Raw genomic sequence first — 17,152 nt, 5'->3', positions numbered from 1 at the left:
CCCCCACGAGGACCGCACGGACATCATGAGCAGCAGCACCGTCATCACCAACATCGCCGCACTGGTCACCAACGACCCCTCCCTCGGTGACAACTCCCCCCTCGGACTGGTCCGGGACGCGGCCGTCGTCATCGACGGCGACCGCATCGCCTGGACCGGTGAATCAAGCAAAGCACCCGCCACTGACAACCGCCTCGACGCCGGCGGCCGGGCCGTCCTGCCCGGCTTCGTCGACTCGCACTCCCACCTGCTCTTCGCGGGCGACCGCACCGAGGAGTTCAACGCCCGCATGTCCGGCCGCCCCTACAGCGCCGGCGGCATCCGTACGACCGTCGCCGCCACCCGGGCCGCGAGCGACGCGGAACTGGAAGCGGGCCTGACCCGTTACCTGGCGGAGGCCCTGCGCCAGGGCACCACCACCTTCGAGACCAAGTCCGGCTACGGCCTGACCGTCGCCGACGAGTCCCGTGCCCTCGCCATCGCCGCCCGCCACACCGACGAGGTCACCTTCCTCGGCGCCCACATCGTCGCCCCCGAACTCGCCGAGGACCCGGCCGCCTACGTCGACCTCGTCACCGGCGAGATGCTCGACGCCTGCGCCCCGCACGCCCGTTGGATCGACGTGTTCTGCGAGAAGGGCGCCTTCGACGGCGACCAGGCCCGCGCGATCCTCACCGCCGGCAAGGCGAGGGGCCTCCACCCCCGCATCCACGCCAACCAGCTCTCCCACGGCCCCGGCGTCCAGCTCGCCGTGGAACTCGACGCCGCCAGCGCCGACCACTGCACCCACCTCACCGACGCGGACGTGGACGCCCTCGCGAGCAGTCGCACGGTCGCCACCCTCCTCCCCGGCGCCGAGTTCTCCACCCGCGCCGTGTGGCCGGATGCCCGGCGCCTCGTCGACGCCGGTGCCACGGTCGCGCTGTCCACCGACTGCAACCCCGGCTCGTCCTTCACGTCGTCCGTGCCGTTCTGCATCGCGCTCGCGGTACGGGACATGGGGATGACCCCCGACGAGGCGGTCTGGTCGGCCACCGCGGGCGGCGCCGCGGCCCTGCGCCGTGACGACATCGGCCGCCTGACCCCGGGCGCGTACGCCGACCTGACCCTCCTCGACGCCCCGAGCCACGTCCACCTGGCCTACCGGCCCGGCGTACCGCTGGTCGACGGGGTCTGGCGGCGCGGCGTACGCCTGCGGTGACCGCGCCGGACCGGAGGCGCACCACCCGAAGGGGGGCGGCCCGATGTCGGACCGCCCCCCTGGAGGACAAGCGTCACCCGGTGAGGATGGTGAGGATCACTCCTCCACCGTGAGCCCCTTGCGCAGCCGTACCAGTGTCCGCGACAGCAGCCGCGAGACGTGCATCTGGGAGATGCCGAGTTCCTCGCCGATCTCCGACTGGGTCATGCCCGCGACGAAGCGGAGCGAGAGGATCTTCCGGTCCCGGGACGGGAGTTCGGCGATCAGCGGCTTCAGGGACTCGACGTACTCGATCCCCTCGAGCCCGTGGTCCTCGTAGCCGATGCGGTCGGCCAGCGCGCCCTCGGCGTCGTCCTCCTCCGGCTGGGCGTCCAGCGAGGAGGCGGTGTAGGCGTTGGACGCCGCCATGCCCTCGACGACCTCGTCCTTGGACAGGTCGAGGTGCTGGGCCAGTTCGGACACCGTCGGGGCGCGGTCGAGGCGCTGGGCCAGTTCGTCACCGGCCTTGGCCAGGTCGAGCCGCAGCTCCTGCAGGCGGCGCGGGACGCGCACGGACCACGAGGTGTCGCGGAAGAAGCGCTTGATCTCGCCGATGATGGTCGGCATCGCGAAGGTGGGGAACTCCACCCCGCGTGACAGTTCGAAGCGGTCGATCGCCTTGATCAGGCCGATCGTGCCGACCTGGATGATGTCCTCCATCGGCTCGCTGCGCGAGCGGAAGCGGGAGGCGGCGAACTTGACGAGCGCGAGGTTGAGCTCGACGAGCGTGTTGCGTACGTACGCGTACTCGTGAGTGCCTTCCTCCAGCGACTCCAGCCGCTCGAAGAGGGTCTTGGACAGGGCCCGGGCGTCCGCCGGAGCAACCTCGTCGTAAGCGGGGATGTCCGGAAGCCCGGCGAGTGCGCCGTCGTGTTCGACGACCGCGTCGTGGTGCTCGATGGGATCCAGATGTTCCGGAGGGAGTGTCGACGTCGCTTCCTGGGTACGCGATGCGTCGAGCCGGGGTGACATGATGTCCTCCATCGTTCTCGGCATACGGCTGCCGAAGCCAATTGCGTGCACTGCGGTGTGCGGCGCCTCCAAAGCCGGCCGTGTCGGGTACGTGTGCCTACTAGCCCTACCGGGTTTACCGAGCCCACCGCAAGTGTGTTGTGTGTAGGTATGTCCGATTGTGTGCGGTTGTTCGGCTGTCGGAGTGCGGTGGGAAGGCGTAGTGTTCGAGGGCGTCAGCAGGCAGTCACGACCTCGGGAGAGAGAAACGGCATGGACCGCGGGACGGTCGGCAGTGCCCAGTCGGGCCGGCTTCTGGTTGGGGTGCGCGAAGAGGGACCCAGCGCCGTCGTGACACCGGCGGGTGAGTTGGATCACCACACCGCCGATCTGTTGCGTGAGCCGCTGGAGGACTGTCTCGCCAAGGGGTTCAACCGGCTTGTCGTCGACTGTTCGCGTCTGGAGTTCTGCGACTCCACGGGGCTCAACGTCCTGCTCGGCGCGCGGTTGAAGGCGGAGGCCGCGGGGGGCGGTGTACATCTGGTGGCCATGCAGCCCGTGGTGGCCCGGGTGTTCGAGATCACGGGGGCCGAAGCGGTCTTCACCCTCCACGACACGCTCGAGGCCGCCCTGCCCCACCCGTCCGGCTGAGCCGGCCCTTGTCCGGCCGCCGACGGGTCCCGCGCGCTCCCTGGGGGCGGGGTTTTCACCCCGTCCCGTGTTTCGCCGAACGCGGGGGTGTTCGGATCGTCCGGTCGGGCAGGAGACACCCTGAACTGACTGTGAACGACTTTGAAACGTGAACTGGTGAATCGGTGAGGTGAAGCGCTGATGAGCACCACCCGGCCCTATCCGCCGGGCGACCGCGGTCCGGAGCCCAGCGGCGCTTCCGGGGTGTCCGAGGGGGGCGTGCCCGGGACCGGGGAGTCCGAGGGGGGCGTGCCCGCGGGGCAGGCCGCCGTGATCGGGGCGCCCGCGTCCCCGTCCGTGTCCGCGCCCGCGGGTGGCCCTGCGGGCGGCGGTGGGCGGCAGGTCCGCAGGCTGAGCTTCGCCGACCAGAGCGGGGTGGTCCCGCTCGCGCGTGACTTCACCCGTCAGGCGCTGCACGCCTGGGGCTGGCTGCCGTCCGCCACCGCGGACCAGCGTGCCGCCGCCGAGGACGTACTGCTCGTGGTGTCCGAGCTGGTCACCAACGCCTGTCTGCATGCCGAGGGCCCGGACGAGCTGTGGATCACCTGTGAGAAGAAGGTGATCCGGCTGGAGGTCTCCGACCGGGGTACGGGGCAGCCGGCGCCGCGCACCCCGCACCGCGCCGGGCGGCCCGGAGGGCACGGGATGTTCATCGTGCAGCGGCTGTGCCTGGACTGGGGCGTGGTACGGACGCCGGGTGTCGCCGGCAAGCGGGTGTGGGCCGAGCTGGGGGCGCCGGCGTAGGCGTCGGCCCGCGGCGCGCTGCCCGTGCCTTACCTGTGCCCGCCCGACGATCGGCCAGGGAACCCTCTCCTTACGGACCCTCTTTTACCGGGTCCCGCTCACCGGTGCTCCGCCCCAGGACCCGCAAGCGCACCCGCGTGACCGGATGTCCGCCGGTCGGTGGACTGCGGACCCGGCGCCCCTCGACGACGTTCTGAACCGACGGAGTCCCGCGTCCCGCCTGCGGCCCCCGCCACTCCGCCGACTCCGACTCCTGATCCCCCGCCTGCGGTTCTGCGGGTTCTGCCTGCGGCTGTCCGGGTCCTGCCTGTGGTTCCGCGGGTCCTGCCTGCGGTTGTCCGGGTCCTGCCTGTGGTTCTGCGGGTCCTGCCTGCGGTTGTCCGGGTCCTGCCTGTGGTTCTGCGGGTCCTGCCTGCGGCTGTCCGGGTCCTGCCTGCGGTTCCGCGGGTCCCGCCTGCGGCTCCGGACCCCGTCTGCGCTCCGCGGGGCCCGCCTGCGGCTCCGGACCCCCGTCCGCGGCCGCCAGGGTCCCGCCTGCGGCTCCCCGCACCCCGCCGGCGGTCCCGCACCCGTGCGTCGGCCACGCGCCTCGTCGAGGCCCGGCCCGTCCCTCCCCCCCCCCCCCGGAAACGCCCGAAGGGTCACCCATCCAACCGGATGCGGTGACCCTTCCCAGGCAAGGTGCGGCCGGCAGGCCTCAGTGGACGTCGCCCATGAGTTCCTTGACGCGCTTGCGGTACATCCACACGGCGAGACCGGCGACCACGGCGAGGGTGGCCTCCATGGCCACGATGCCCGTCTTGTCCAGGTTGACGCCGGCGATGGAGAGCAGGCTGGTCGTGGCGTCACCGGCGGTGACGGCCAGGAACCAGACGCCCATCATCTGCGAGGCGTACTTCACCGGCGCCATCTTCGTGGTGACCGAGAGGCCGACCGGGGAGAGCAGCAGCTCACCGCAGGTCTGGACGAAGTAGATCGCCACCAGCCACAGCGCCGCCGCCTTGTGGCCGCCCTCCGCGATGGACAGCGGGGCCAGGAAGAGGAAGAAGGACGCGCCGACCAGGACCAGGCCGAACGAGAACTTGACGATCGTGCTCGGTTCCTTGCCGCGGCGGGCGAGCGCCAGCCACAGCGTGGCGAAGACCGGGGCCAGGGCCATGATGATGACCGGGTTGACCGACTGGTACCAGGAGACCGGGAAGTCCCAGCCGAGGACGCTGTTCTCGGCGGAGGACTTGGCGAAGATCGACATGGTCGAGCCGCCCTGGTCGTAGATCATCCAGAAGACGGCCGCGGCGACGAAGAACCAGATGTACGCCGACATCTTCGACTGCTCGGCGCGGTCCAGGGACTTGTCGCGCTTGATGTTGGTCAGCACCAGTACCGGGATGATCACGCCGAGCAGGGTCAGCGGGACCAGGATCCAGTTCAGGGTGTAGTTGCCGGAGAAGCCGACGATCGCGTAGAAGACGACGGCGAGCGCGGCCCAGAACGCGGCCTTGCGCAGCGTCGAGGTCTTCTCCTGAACCGACAGCGGCTTCGGGACCACGCTGGAGTGGGGGGCCAGGTGGCGGCTGCCGAGCAGGAACTGGATCACGCCCAGGCCCATGCCGACCGCGGCGAGCGCGAAGCCCAGGTGCCAGTTGACGTTCTCACCGACGGTGCCGATGGTGAGCGGCGCGACGAAGGCACCGAGGTTGATGCCCATGTAGAAGACGGTGAAGCCACCGTCGCGGCGCGGGTCGTCGGGGCCGCTGTAGAGCTGGCCGACCATCGTCGAGATGTTGGCCTTCAGCAGACCGGAGCCGATGGCGACCAGGCCGAGACCCGCGTAGAACGTGCCGGAGGACGGCAGGGCCAGCGTCAGGTGGCCAAGCATGATGACGCCGCCGGCGACGGCGACGGTCTTGCGGGGACCCCAGACCCGGTCACCGAACCAGCCGCCCGGCATCGTCAGCAGGTACACCAGCGAGAGGTACACCGAGTAGATCGCGGTCGCGGTGCCGGCGCTGAGGCCGAGGCCGCCCGGAGCGACGAGGTACAGCGGGAGCAGAGCCCTCATGCCGTAGTAGGAGAAACGCTCCCACATCTCGGTCATGAAGAGAGTGGCCAGTCCGCGGGGGTGGCCGAAGAAGGTCTTCTCGGAACCGGGGGTGCCCGGGGTGACCGAGTCCTTCGTCAGGCTGGACGCCATGGTCGATCCTTGCTGGTCGGGACGCGCTCATGAGGCGATGCGCGCCCGGTGGGGGGCGGCCGGCACCGGCGGCCGCACCCGTCCACCCCACGCCTGAGGGGTCCGCTCCGGATCACGAAGCGGTGGACGGCGACCACCGGGATCCACGCCTCCGCGCGCGTCACGGCACGCGGTGAGGCCCGGCCACAGGTCATTCCTTTCGAGGCCGGCCGTGGGGGCCGACCCGCACACAAAAGAGACCTTCAGCGTCAAACAGTCGCCAAAGGTCCCCTGGGTGCTACAGGCGCTGATTCACCATACGGCAGGACACTGCCCGGTATGGAAGGACTTGAGACACGTCTCACAGGTAAGGGTGGAACCGCGGTCGACCTTTCGAAGGTCCGTACCAGGATGACAGCCCGCGGTCGCAGGCCGCCCCGGGGGGTCTTCGGGGGAGGTCATGCGGCGGGTGCCCGGCTTGTCCGGAGGTGGGAGGCCGTCGGGGCGATCACGCCCCGGGCGCTGCTCCGAGCGGACTACCATCAGCTCATGACCCGTGTACTGCTCGCCGAGGACGACGCGTCCATCTCGGAGCCGCTGGCCCGCGCACTGCGCAGGGAAGGGTACGAGGTCGAGGTGCGTGAGGACGGACCCACCGCACTCGACGCCGGGCTGCAGGGCAGCATAGACCTGGTCGTGCTGGACCTGGGGCTGCCCGGCATGGACGGGCTGGAGGTCGCCCGCAGGCTGCGGGCGGAAGGCCACGCCGTGCCGATCCTGATCCTGACCGCGCGCGCCGACGAGGTGGACACCGTCGTCGGTCTGGACGCGGGCGCCGACGACTACGTCACCAAGCCCTTCCGTCTCGCCGAGCTGCTCGCCCGGGTCCGGGCCCTGCTGCGGCGCGGTGCCACCGAGCCCCAGCAGCCGCCCGCCACGCACGGCGTGCGCATCGACGTCGAGTCGCACCGCGCCTGGATGGGCGACGAGGAGCTCCAGCTCACCGCCAAGGAGTTCGACCTGCTGCGGGTGCTGGTGCGCGACGCCGGCCGGGTCGTCACCCGCGACCAGTTGATGCGCGAGGTCTGGGACACCACCTGGTGGTCCTCGACCAAGACCCTCGACATGCACATCTCCTGGCTGCGCAAGAAGCTGGGGGACGACGCGGCGAACCCCCGCTACATCGCCACGGTGCGCGGCGTGGGCTTCCGTTTCGAGAAGAACTGAGCAGCGAGAAGAACTGTGCTGCTGGAAGATCTGAGCCAGAAGACCTGAGCCAGAAGACCTGAGCCAGAAGACCTGAGCCAGAAGAACTGAGCTGCGAGAAGGAATGAGCGCCCGCAGGGCCTGCCCGGGTAAGAGGACATGCGCCGTCGACTGATCCAGTCCACCCTCGCCGTGGTGCTCGTCGTGATCGCCGTCTTCGGCGTCTCCCTCGTGATCGTCGAGACCCGCACGATCAGCAGTACCGCCCAGGAACGGGTCGACCTGGAGGCAGTACGGCTGGCCAGCATCGTGGACAGCCGGCTGATCGGCGCCGGCTCCGTGGACGCCGGGTTCCTGCGGGAACAGATCCGGGACGCCCGGTACGCCGTGATCCGGATCCCCGGCGAGCCGGTCGTCGAGGTCGGCACCAAGCCGTCCGGCGAGGTCATCCGGGGCACGGCCACCGGCGAGGAGGGCGAGACGGTCCTCGTCGAGGAGCCGAGCTCCTCGGTGACCCGGGAGGTCGGCCGGACCCTGCTGATCATCGGCCTGGTGGCGCTGCTCGCGGTGATCGCCGCGGTGCTGCTGGCGATCCGGCAGGCCAACCGCCTCGCCTCCCCGCTCACCGACCTCGCCGAGACCGCCGAACGCCTCGGCTCCGGCGACCCGCGCCCGAGGCACAAGCGCTACGGCGTCCCCGAGCTGGACCGGGTCGCGGACGTGCTGGACTCCTCCGCCGAGCGCATCGCCCGGATGCTCACCGCCGAACGCCGGCTGGCCGCCGACGCCTCCCACCAGCTCCGCACGCCGCTGACCGCGCTGTCCATGCGGCTGGAGGAGATCACCCTCACCGACGACCCGGAGACGGTGAAGGAGGAGGCGACGATCGCGCTGTCCCAGGTGGAGCGGCTGACGGACGTCGTGGACCGGCTGCTGACGAACTCCCGCGATCCGCGCAGCGGCTCCGCCGTCACCTTCGAGCTGGACGACGTCATCCAGCAGCAGATCGCCGAGTGGCGCCCCGCCTACCGCAGCGAGGGACGGGCGATCGTCAGCTCCGGCAAACGGCATCTGACGGCCGTGGGCACACCGGGCGCCGTGGCCCAGGTGCTGGCCGCGCTGATCGAGAACTCCCTGATGCACGGCGGCGGCACGGTGGCCCTGCGGACCCGGGTGACCGGCAACCAGGCGGTGGTCGAGGTCACCGACGAGGGGCCCGGCGTCCCGGGCGACCTGGGGGCGCGGATCTTCGAGCGCGCGATCAGCGGACGGAACTCGACGGGCATCGGCCTCGCCGTCGCCCGTGACCTGGCCGAGGCGGACGGCGGCCGACTGGAGCTCCTCCAGGGCCGCCCCCCGGTGTTCGGCCTGTTCCTGTCCCGCACGCCGCCGTCGAAGAAGTCGTCCGGCGACTCGGGGGACACGGTGCGCTAGCCGCCGTCAGCGGTGGGCCGCGGGGGCGCCGTCCGGGGTGCGTACCGCCTCCGGCTGCCCGTGCTCCGGCACGGGGACGGTCTTCGCCCGCGTCACCGGCTCGCGGGCCGGCAGCGCCCGGAAGACCCAGGAGCGGTACGACCAGAAGCGGAACAGCGTGCCGATGCCGATGCCGAGGAACTTGAAGACGTTGCTCTGCAGCGGGCTGTCCCAGCCGAAGCCGTACGTCGCCGTGTACAGCACGCCGTTCTCGATCACCAACCCGAGCGCGCTGAACAGCAGGAACAGCGACATCTCGCGGGTCCGGCGGCTCTTGTCGCGGTCGCGGTAGGTGAAGTACCGGAAGCCCAGGTAGTTGAAGACGATCGCGACGACGGTCGCGACGATGCTGGCCCGCACCACCTGGAGGTCGGTCACGTGCCGCACCAGGTTGAACACGAGCAGGTTGACGAGTACGCCGACCCCACCGACCGCGCCGAACTTCACGACCTCACGGACCAGCCGGTCGATCCGCTCGCGCACTGCCCCGCGGGGGGCCGGGGAAGCAGCGGGAGCCGTATGGTCACCCGAGGAACCATGTCCCATGGTCGTGCAGGCCCCCGTCCATCGATTGGCGTCAATCCGTTCATGCTAACCACCCGGACGCGCGATCTTCCTGCCGGACGGACCCGGGGCCGGCGGAACGGGGGCCGAGACCGCCGGGGAACGGCCGGTAAACAGGTGGGCACCGCGCGGCCGATACGCTAGGGGTGTGACGTTCCCGGTAGTCGGCATGGTCGGCGGGGGCCAGCTCGCTCGTATGACACACGAGTCGGGCATCCCGTTCGGCATCAGGTTCAAGCTCCTCAGTGACACCCCTCAGGATTCCGCGGCGCAGGTCGTCAGCGATGTCGTCATCGGCGACTATCGCGACCTGGACACGCTGCGCGCGTTCGCGAGGGGCTGCGACGTGATCACGTTCGATCACGAACACGTACCGACCGAGCATCTACGGGCCCTGGAGGCGGACGGCATCCCCGTGCGCCCCGGGCCCGACGCGCTCGTCCACGCCCAGGACAAGGGCGTGATGCGCGCGAAGCTCGTCGAGATCGGCGTGCCCTGCCCGCGGCACCGGATCGTGAGCGATCCGGCCGACGTGGCCGCCTTCGCGGCCGAGGGCGACGGCTTCCCGGTCGTCCTCAAGACGGTCCGCGGCGGCTACGACGGCAAGGGCGTGTGGGTCGTCGACTCCGTCGAGGAGGCCACCGAGCCGTTCCGCGCCGGTGTGCCCGTGCTCGCGGAGGAGAAGGTCGACTTCGTCCGCGAGCTCGCCGCCAACGTCGTACGCTCGCCGCACGGCCAGGCGGTGGCGTACCCCGTCGTCGAGTCCCAGCAGGTCAACGGCGTCTGCGACACGGTGATCGCGCCCGCCCCGGACCTGGAGGCGGGCCTCGCCCTGAGGGCCGAGGAGATGGCGCTCAGCATCGCCAAGGAACTGGGCGTCGTCGGCCACCTCGCCGTCGAGCTGTTCCAGACCCGCGACGGCCGCGTCCTCGTCAACGAGCTCGCGATGCGCCCGCACAACTCCGGCCACTGGACGATGGACGGCGCGATCACCTCGCAGTTCGCCAACCACGTCCGCGCCGTCCTCGACCTGCCGCTGGGCGACCCGCGCCCGCGCGCACCGTGGACGGTCATGGTCAACGTCCTCGGCGGCGACTACCCGGACATGTACTCCGCGTACCTGCACTGCATGGCCCGCGACCCCCAGCTGAAGATCCACATGTACGGCAAGGACGTGAAGCCCGGCCGCAAGGTCGGTCACGTCAACACCTACGGCGACGACCTCGACGACGTGCTGGAGCGCGCCCGTCACGCTGCCGGCTACCTGAGAGGGACGATCACCGAATGAGCCAGGCCAGCCCGGTCAGTCCGGTCGTGGGCATCGTCATGGGGTCGGACTCCGACTGGCCCGTGATGGAGGCCGCCGCCAAGGCGCTCGACGAGTTCGAGATCGCCTACGAGGTCGACGTCGTCTCCGCGCACCGCATGCCGCACGAGATGATCGCGTACGGCGAGCAGGCCGCCGGACGCGGACTGAAGGCGATCGTCGCGGGCGCGGGCGGCGCCGCCCACCTGCCCGGCATGCTCGCCTCCGTCACCCCGCTGCCGGTCATCGGCGTGCCGGTGCCGCTGAAGTACCTGGACGGCATGGACAGCCTCCTGTCCATCGTGCAGATGCCGGCCGGCGTCCCCGTAGCCACCGTCTCGGTCGGCGGCGCCCGCAACGCGGGCCTCCTGGCCGCCCGCATCCTCGCCGCCCACGACGAGGAGCTGCAGGGCCGGATGCGCGAGTTCCAGCAGGACCTCAACGACCAGGCGACCGAGAAGGGCAAACGACTGCGCGCCAAGGTCGAGGGCGCGGCGGCCGGCTTCGGATTCGGTAAATGACGGAAGTGACGCGGATGACCTCGCTGGACCGGGCCCGGGAGCTGCTGCGCGAGTTCCCCGTCGTCGACGGCCACAACGACCTGCCCTGGGCGCTGCGCGAGCAGGTCCGATACGACCTCGACGCCCGTGACATCGCCGCCGACCAGTCCGCCCACCTGCACACCGACCTCGGCCGGCTGCGCGCGGGCGGCGTCGGCGCGCAGTACTGGTCGGTGTACGTCCGCTCGGACCTGCCGGGCGCGGTGACGGCGACGCTGGAGCAGATCGACTGCGTGCGGCGGCTGATCGACCGCCACCCCGGCGAGCTGCGGGCCGCGCTGACCGCCGCCGACATGGAGGCCGCGCGCGCCGAGGGCCGTATCGCGTCGCTGATGGGCGCCGAGGGCGGCCACTCCATCGACAACTCGCTCGCCACCCTCCGCGCGCTGTACGCGCTCGGCGTGCGCTACATGACGCTCACCCACAACGACAACGTGGCCTGGGCGGACTCGGCGACCGACGAGCCCGGCGTCGGCGGCCTGTCGGCCTTCGGCCGCGAGGTGGTGCGGGAGATGAACCGCGAGGGCATGCTGGTCGACCTCTCGCACGTCGCCGCGACGACGATGCGGGACGCGCTGGACACCTCCACCGCGCCGGTGATCTTCTCGCACTCCTCCGCCCGGGCCGTCTGCGACCACCCGCGCAACATCCCGGACGACGTGCTGGAGCGGCTGCCCGCCAACGGTGGCATGGCGATGGTGACGTTCGTGCCGAAGTTCGTGCTCCAGGCCGCCGTGGACTGGACGGCCGCCGCCGACGAGAACATGCGCGCGCACGGCTTCCACCACCTCGACACCAGCCCTGAGGCGATGAAGGTCCACCGCGCCTTCGAGGAGCGCACCCCGCGCCCGGTCGCCACGGTGGCCACGGTCGCCGACCACCTCGACCACATGCGCGAGGTCGCCGGCGTCGACCACCTCGGCATCGGCGGCGACTACGACGGCACGCCGTTCACACCGGACGGCCTCGACGACGTCTCGGGCTACCCGAACCTCGTCGCCGAACTGCTCGACCGGGGCTGGTCCCGGGCCGACCTGGCCAAGCTGACCTGGAAGAACGCGGTGCGGGTGCTGGACGCCGCCGAGGACGTGGCCAGGGCGCTTCAGGCGACGCGGGGGCCGTCCAACGCGACGTTGGAGGAACTGGACGGCTGAGCCGTCTCCTGACCGAGGGCGGGGTAGTCGGTGTATCCGGTCGCCCCGCCCACGTACATGAGGTACCGGTCCCGTACCGGGTTCAGCGGTGCCCCGAGCCGCAGCCGCGTCACCAGGTCGGGGTTGGCCAGGAAGGGCCGGCCCAGGGCGATCAGGTCGGCGCCGGCGGCCAGCAGCCGCTCGGAGGCGCGGCGCACGGTGTCCGTGGTCGGCTGCTCGCCCAGCACCGGGTTGGCGATCAGCACGCCCGGCCATCCGGCGCGGATCTTCTGGAACACCGGGTCGTCCGGGTCGGCGAAGACCTGGTGCAGATAGGCGAGCCCGAGCCCGCCGAGCCGGTCCACGAGCGCGGTGTAGATCTCCTCTGTCCCGCCCTCCGCGATGCCGTTGACGGTGTTGCCGGGGGAGATGCGCAGGCCCACCCGCTCGGCGCCGATCTCGGCGGCCACGGCCTCGGTCACCTCGGCCGTGAACCGGATCCGTCCGGCGTCCGGACCGCCGTAGCCGTCGGTGCGGCGGTTGGTGTTGGCGGCCAGGAACTGGTGCAGGAGGTGTCCGTTGGCGGAGTGCACCTCGACCCCCTCGAACCCGGCGTCGAGCGCGTTGCGCGCGGCACGCGCGAAGTCCGCGACGGTGGTGCGGATGTCCTCGGCGGTCATCTCCCTCGGGACGACGGCCGGACGGTGGCCCCCGGGCGTGAAGATCGTCTCGGGCAGCGGTACCGGCGACGGCGCGACGGGCGTCAGCCCGCTGGTCGCGGGATGACCGACCCGGCCGCCGTGCTGGAGCTGGAGGAACATCCGCCCGCCCGCCTCCCGCACGGCGTCGGTGACCTGCCGCCAGCCCGCCACGTGCCGGGCGCTGTGGACGGCGGTGATGTTCGGGTAGGTCTGCCCGACCGCGTTCGGCGTCGCGGCCTCCGCGACGATCAGCCCGGCGGAGGCGCGCTGGGCGTAGTACGTGGCCATGAGCGGGGTCGGAGTGCCGTCGGCCTCGGCACGGTTGCGGGTGAGCGGGGCCATCACCAGGCGGTTGGGGAGGGTGAGCGGTCCGAGGGGGGCGGAGGCGAGGAGCGCTGTTGTGTTCGTCATGCCCGTACGCTAGAACCTGACATGGGTGTCAGAATCAAGTTCTGGAGGCGATGTCATGCGGATCGGTGAACTCGCCCGGCGTACGGGCGTCAGCGAACGCTCGCTGCGGTATTACGAGAAGCAGGGGCTGCTCGCGGCCGAGCGTACGCCCGGTGGGCACCGCGAGTACGCGGAGGTGGCCGTCGACCGGGTCATCCGCATCCAGGAGCTGTACGCGGCCGGGCTGTGCAGCAGCAAGATCGCCGAGCTGCTGCCCTGCATGCGGGAGGGGGACGGCGGGCCCTCGGCCGTCGCCACTCCGAAGCTGGTCGCCGAGCTCACCGCGGAACGCGCCCGCATCGACCGGACCATCGCCGACCTGCTCCGCTCCCGGGACACCCTGGACGAGGTGATCGACGCGGCCCGCGGCTGAGCGCGGGCCCCGGGCACAGTACCCCCGAACGCCCCGCCCACCAGGAAGCCCCCTCCGCTGCGTGCCACGGTGGCCGTAACGCACGACGACCGTACGGAGCCGCCATGGCAGACCTCCAGGACGACCTGCACACCGGTGCCGAGGCGGGCGAGCTCGACGGCCTGTCCGTGCCGCCTGTCACGGAGGTCCTCCCGCCGCAGCCCCACGCGCCCGTGTCCGACCCCGACGACGAGCCGCCGGCCCGGGCCCACGCCGTGCTGGCCGCCCACCCCGTCGCCGACGGTTACAGCGGACTGCCCTGGGCGCTCAAGCACCTTCCCTGGTACGACCTGGAGCTCGGCGAGAGCGCCGTCGAAACCGACGTGCCCCGGCTCCGCGAGGGGCACGTGGGCGCCCTGTTCTGGTCGCTGCATCTGCCCGAGGCCATCGCCGGGGACCGGGCCGTCGGCGCGACCCTGGAGCAGCTGGACCTGGTGAGGACGGTGGTGCGGGCGCACCCCGAGGGCCTGCGCCTGGCCCACGACGCGGGGCAGGCCATCGACGCCCGCAACTGCGGCCGGGTCGCCGTGCTGGCCGGCCCCGCCGCAGCCGCCGCCCTCGGCGACAGCCTCGGCGTCCTGCGCTCGCTGCACGCCCTCGGCCTGCGCGTCCTCACGCTGACCGGGGTGTCCTGGGCGAGCGGGGCGGGGCTGACCCGGTTCGGCGAGGAGGTCGTCCGCGAGATGAACCGGCTCGGCGTCGTCGCCGACCTCTCCGGGGCCTCGGCCGAGACCGTCCGCCGAACCTTCGCCGTGTCCAAGGCGCCGACGCTGTGCACCCGCTCCGCCGCCCGCGCCCTGCGCCCGCACCCCGCCAACCTCCCCGACGACCTGCTCGTCGAGCTGGGCGCGGCCGGGGGCCTGTGCATGGTGCCGCTGACCGCCGAGCAGACCGGGCCGACCGTCCGGGACGTCGCCGACCACCTCGACCACGTCCGTACGGTGGCCGGCCCGCAGAGCGTCGGTCTGTCCGGCACCTACGACGCCGGCACCGCCCACCCGCTGGAACTCGGCGACGCCTCCTGCTACCCCCGGCTCATCGCCGAGCTGCTGCGACGCGGCTGGGACGAGTCGGAGGTGGCGCTGCTGACCTGGGGCAACGTCCAGCGCGTCCTGCGGGGCGCCGCCTTCACCGCGCGGGCGGCACAGCTGCGGCGCCAGCCGTCGACGGCGACGATCGCCGAGCTCGACGGCTGACCACCGGCGGCGTCAGGTGTGCTCGATCCGGCACAGGCAGAACGGATGCCCCGCCGGATCGGCGTACACCATGAAGTCCTTCTTCTCCCGGTCCTCCAGGTCCAGCGGCCGGGCGCCCAGCGCGAGCACCTTCTCGTGCGCCGCGTCCATCTCCTCCCAGGTCGCCCCGCCGTCGAAGTCCAGGTGGAACTGCTGAGCGTTCCGGTCGGCGCGCGGCCACTCCGGCGGGGTCAGACCGGGCGCGCGCTGGAAGGCCAGCCGCGGCCCGCCCGGCACCTGGAGCACCACCCAGTCGGGGTCCTGCTCCTCGGGCGTGCCGCCCCCGACCCCCGCGTAGAAACGCGCCAGCTCGCGGGGCTCGGGGCAGTCGACGACGACGGAACGGAAACGTGCCGCGGGTGACATGGGGCTCCTCCCGGTGTCGGTGGGTCGGCGGGGTCCGCGCTCAGCCGGCGCAGAGGCAGAACGGGTGCCCGGCCGGGTCGGCGTAAACCCGGAAGGTGCGGGCGCGGTCCGCCGTGTCCAACGGCTTCGCGCCCAGTTCCAGTACCGCCTTCTCCGCCGCGTCCAGGTCCTTCACGTCGAGGTCGAGGTGGAACTGCTGCGAGTGGTCGGGCGCCGGCCACTTCGGCGGCACGAAACCGGGGGCGGCCTGGAACGCCAGCGTCTGCCCGCCCGGCAGCCTCAGGTCGACCCACTCGCCCTGGTCCTCGACGGTCCCGCCGAGCACGGCGGCGTAGAAACCGGCCAGTGCGCGAGGGTCGGGACAGTCCAGGACGACGACGCCCAGTTCGGCGACAGCCATGACTTCCTCCTTGAAGTCCGCGGTCTGTGGTCACCGGCATGGTTACCGGCAAAGTACGGGTAACCAGTAACGGTTACTGCATGCTCCCCTATTGGGGGTAACGTCGCAAGCATGAGTGAGAGATCGCCCGCACCGGGAGGTCTGGAGCTGGTCCGGACCCTGGTGAACACGCTGGACATCGAGACGGGCGCCGACTCGCTGGACACACCGGAGGGCCGGGCGTGTTTCGGCCTGACGGAGGACGACATCCCCGGGGCCCGAGCGCTGCGCGAGTCCCTGCGCGCCACCCTGCTCGCCCACGCCGGCCACCCTCCGCACCGCGCGGTGCCCCCGCTGGGCGAGCTGCTGGCCGGGGCCCCGCTGGTGGTGACGGTCGACGCGGCCGACGGCTCCGCCGCCCTCGTCCCGGCGAAGGAGGGCTCCCTGCCCGCCCGCGTCGCCGCCGCCGTCGCCGAGGCGCTGGTCGCGGGCACCTGGACCCGGCTGAAGGCCTGCGAGGCCGCCGACTGCCACTGGGCGTACTACGACCGCAGCCCGGCCGGACGCGGCCGCTGGTGCTCCATGCAGGTGTGCGGAGCACGCGCCAAGATGCGCCGGTACCGGGCCAAGGGGTCGTGATCCGCGGGCGGAGGTCACCGGCCGCCGGGCCGCCCCGTGGGGCAGAATGCGACGGGCGCCGGTTCGGCCGACTGAGCCTCGGCCGAACCGGCGTCACCCGTGGCGCCGTCCCACTGACAGGTGATCGGGTTCCGTGTCACAGTGGGCGTCCGGCTGATCCGGCAGACGCGGAAAGCGCCCGGCCCTCGGGGGGATGACATGGGTCCACAGGCACGCCCGTCCCGCGAGCACCGCGTGCGCGATGTGGTCCGCCAGGTGATCGCCGACCAGGCACCCGACGAACTGCCCTTGGTGGACGGTCTGTCCGGCCTCGACGACGTGACGGCCGTCCGTCGCCTGTCAGGCCGGGGGGCAGCGGTCGGAGCCCCTCGGATTCGGCGTGGGCGAGATCGCGGTGCTCATCACCCCGGTGGTCTGGCTGGCACTCGACCAGGCGGCCCGACGCCTCACGGACGGCACGGTACAGCGGTCGACCGCTCTGCTGCACCGGCTGTTCCGGAGAGACCGGGAACCCGTCACGGTGCCGCCGCTGACCCGCCCCCAGCTCGCCGAGGCCCGTCGCACGGTGCTGGACGTCGCCGGGCAGCGGGGCCTGCCCGCCGAACGTGCCGAGGAGATCGCCGACAAGGTCGTGGCCGAGCTGGCGCTGGCGGAGCCGGACACCCCGGGCGACGACGCGACGCCGGACACCCCGGGTGAACGGCGCCTACTTCCGGGTGCCCGACCCCGAGGCCCAGGCCTCCGGGCAGGCGCTCGGCAGCCTGGCGCAGAAGGGCAGAGTGGACTGCGAGCGCGCCCCCCGACAACAGGACGACGACCTCTTCATCACCGCGATGCGGGAACTGATCGCGGCCGGCAACAGCGCCGCGGCGGTCACCGACAGGATCACCGCGATGCTGCGCGAGGCGGGCTACGCGTCCTACCGGTGAG

Annotated in this window: 18 protein-coding genes; 12 read left to right on the top strand and 6 right to left on the bottom strand. The window is 71.8% G+C overall.

Annotation, left to right across the window (positions count from 1 at the left end):
- Positions 1-25: 25 nt before the first annotated feature.
- Positions 26-1,201: an imidazolonepropionase gene (gene hutI / locus RM812_RS06745; protein ID WP_311571621.1), complete on the top strand. Its 1,176-nt coding sequence runs from the start codon at positions 26-28 to the stop codon at positions 1,199-1,201.
- A 96-nt stretch (positions 1,202-1,297) separates the two neighbouring features.
- Here hutI and RM812_RS06740 read toward each other — a convergent pair whose 3' ends face one another.
- On the bottom strand, positions 1,298-2,212 hold the full coding sequence (locus RM812_RS06740) for an RNA polymerase sigma factor SigF (protein ID WP_311571471.1): 915 nt from the start codon (positions 2,210-2,212) through the stop codon (positions 1,298-1,300).
- A 252-nt stretch (positions 2,213-2,464) separates the two neighbouring features.
- Between RM812_RS06740 and RM812_RS06735 the strand changes: the two genes are divergently transcribed.
- Both RM812_RS06735 and RM812_RS06730 read left to right on the top strand, forming a co-directional pair.
- The gene (locus tag RM812_RS06735) at positions 2,465-2,842 is read left to right on the top strand and encodes an STAS domain-containing protein (RefSeq protein WP_311571470.1); all 378 of its coding nucleotides are present in this window, start codon (positions 2,465-2,467) and stop codon (positions 2,840-2,842) included.
- A gap of 180 nt (positions 2,843-3,022) precedes the next feature.
- Entirely contained in the window at positions 3,023-3,625 is a 603-nt protein-coding gene (locus RM812_RS06730) for an ATP-binding protein (protein WP_311571469.1), read from the top strand.
- Positions 3,626-4,322: 697 nt separating this feature from the next.
- On the opposite strand, the gene RM812_RS06725 is transcribed toward RM812_RS06730, so the two are convergent.
- On the bottom strand, positions 4,323-5,819 hold the full coding sequence (locus tag RM812_RS06725) for an MFS transporter (RefSeq protein ID WP_311571468.1): 1,497 nt from the start codon (positions 5,817-5,819) through the stop codon (positions 4,323-4,325).
- 528 nt (positions 5,820-6,347) lie between these two features.
- Between RM812_RS06725 and RM812_RS06720 the strand changes: the two genes are divergently transcribed.
- Both RM812_RS06720 and draK read left to right on the top strand, forming a co-directional pair.
- Entirely contained in the window at positions 6,348-7,025 is a 678-nt protein-coding gene (locus tag RM812_RS06720; protein WP_311571467.1) for a response regulator transcription factor, read from the top strand.
- A gap of 138 nt (positions 7,026-7,163) precedes the next feature.
- Complete coding sequence (gene draK / locus RM812_RS06715) at positions 7,164-8,438, top strand: two-component system sensor histidine kinase DraK (protein ID WP_311571466.1); 1,275 nt, start codon at positions 7,164-7,166, stop codon at positions 8,436-8,438.
- A gap of 6 nt (positions 8,439-8,444) precedes the next feature.
- On the opposite strand, the gene RM812_RS06710 is transcribed toward draK, so the two are convergent.
- Complete coding sequence (locus RM812_RS06710; protein ID WP_311571465.1) at positions 8,445-9,023, bottom strand: GtrA family protein; 579 nt, start codon at positions 9,021-9,023, stop codon at positions 8,445-8,447.
- 166 nt (positions 9,024-9,189) lie between these two features.
- On the opposite strand from RM812_RS06710, the gene RM812_RS06705 reads away from it, so the two are divergent.
- From RM812_RS06705 to RM812_RS06695, 3 genes are read left to right on the top strand one after another with little or no spacing between them, the layout of a single operon-like run.
- Positions 9,190-10,329, top strand: coding sequence for a 5-(carboxyamino)imidazole ribonucleotide synthase (locus tag RM812_RS06705; RefSeq protein ID WP_311571464.1), 1,140 nt, complete (start codon positions 9,190-9,192; stop codon positions 10,327-10,329).
- Entirely contained in the window at positions 10,326-10,868 is a 543-nt protein-coding gene (gene purE / locus RM812_RS06700) for a 5-(carboxyamino)imidazole ribonucleotide mutase (RefSeq protein WP_311571463.1), read from the top strand. The genes RM812_RS06705 and purE overlap by 4 nt, the downstream gene beginning before the upstream one ends.
- A 14-nt stretch (positions 10,869-10,882) precedes the next feature.
- Complete coding sequence (locus RM812_RS06695) at positions 10,883-12,061, top strand: dipeptidase (protein ID WP_311571620.1); 1,179 nt, start codon at positions 10,883-10,885, stop codon at positions 12,059-12,061.
- On the opposite strand, the gene RM812_RS06690 is transcribed toward RM812_RS06695, so the two are convergent.
- Positions 12,010-13,152: an alkene reductase gene (locus RM812_RS06690; protein WP_311571462.1), complete on the bottom strand. Its 1,143-nt coding sequence runs from the start codon at positions 13,150-13,152 to the stop codon at positions 12,010-12,012. The genes RM812_RS06695 and RM812_RS06690 overlap by 52 nt on opposite strands.
- Positions 13,153-13,207: 55 nt before the next feature.
- Here RM812_RS06690 and RM812_RS06685 point away from each other — a divergent pair, with 55 nt between their 5' ends.
- On the top strand, positions 13,208-13,564 hold the full coding sequence (locus tag RM812_RS06685) for a MerR family transcriptional regulator (protein ID WP_311571461.1): 357 nt from the start codon (positions 13,208-13,210) through the stop codon (positions 13,562-13,564).
- 104 nt (positions 13,565-13,668) lie between these two features.
- Positions 13,669-14,799, top strand: coding sequence for a dipeptidase (locus tag RM812_RS06680; RefSeq protein ID WP_311571460.1), 1,131 nt, complete (start codon positions 13,669-13,671; stop codon positions 14,797-14,799).
- Positions 14,800-14,811: 12 nt separating this feature from the next.
- On the opposite strand, the gene RM812_RS06675 is transcribed toward RM812_RS06680, so the two are convergent.
- Entirely contained in the window at positions 14,812-15,204 is a 393-nt protein-coding gene (locus RM812_RS06675) for a VOC family protein (protein WP_311571459.1), read from the bottom strand.
- A gap of 40 nt (positions 15,205-15,244) precedes the next feature.
- Positions 15,245-15,604, bottom strand: coding sequence for a VOC family protein (locus RM812_RS06670; protein ID WP_311571458.1), 360 nt, complete (start codon positions 15,602-15,604; stop codon positions 15,245-15,247).
- Positions 15,605-15,715: 111 nt separating this feature from the next.
- Here RM812_RS06670 and RM812_RS06665 point away from each other — a divergent pair, with 111 nt between their 5' ends.
- Positions 15,716-16,222 (top strand): CGNR zinc finger domain-containing protein, encoded by a 507-nt coding sequence (locus tag RM812_RS06665; protein ID WP_311571457.1) that lies wholly within the window; start codon positions 15,716-15,718, stop codon positions 16,220-16,222.
- Positions 16,223-16,917: 695 nt separating this feature from the next.
- Positions 16,918-17,151 carry a hypothetical protein gene (locus RM812_RS06660; protein ID WP_311571456.1) on the top strand — a complete coding sequence of 78 codons (234 nt, stop codon included), beginning with the start codon at positions 16,918-16,920 and terminating at the stop codon, positions 17,149-17,151.
- Position 17,152: the final 1 nt, after the last annotated feature.

It is taken from the genome of Streptomyces lancefieldiae (genome assembly GCF_031845825.1).
In the GTDB taxonomy this organism is placed as follows: Bacteria; Actinomycetota; Actinomycetes; order Streptomycetales; family Streptomycetaceae; genus Streptomyces; species Streptomyces lancefieldiae.
This window is presented reverse-complemented; position numbering and strand designations above follow the sequence as displayed.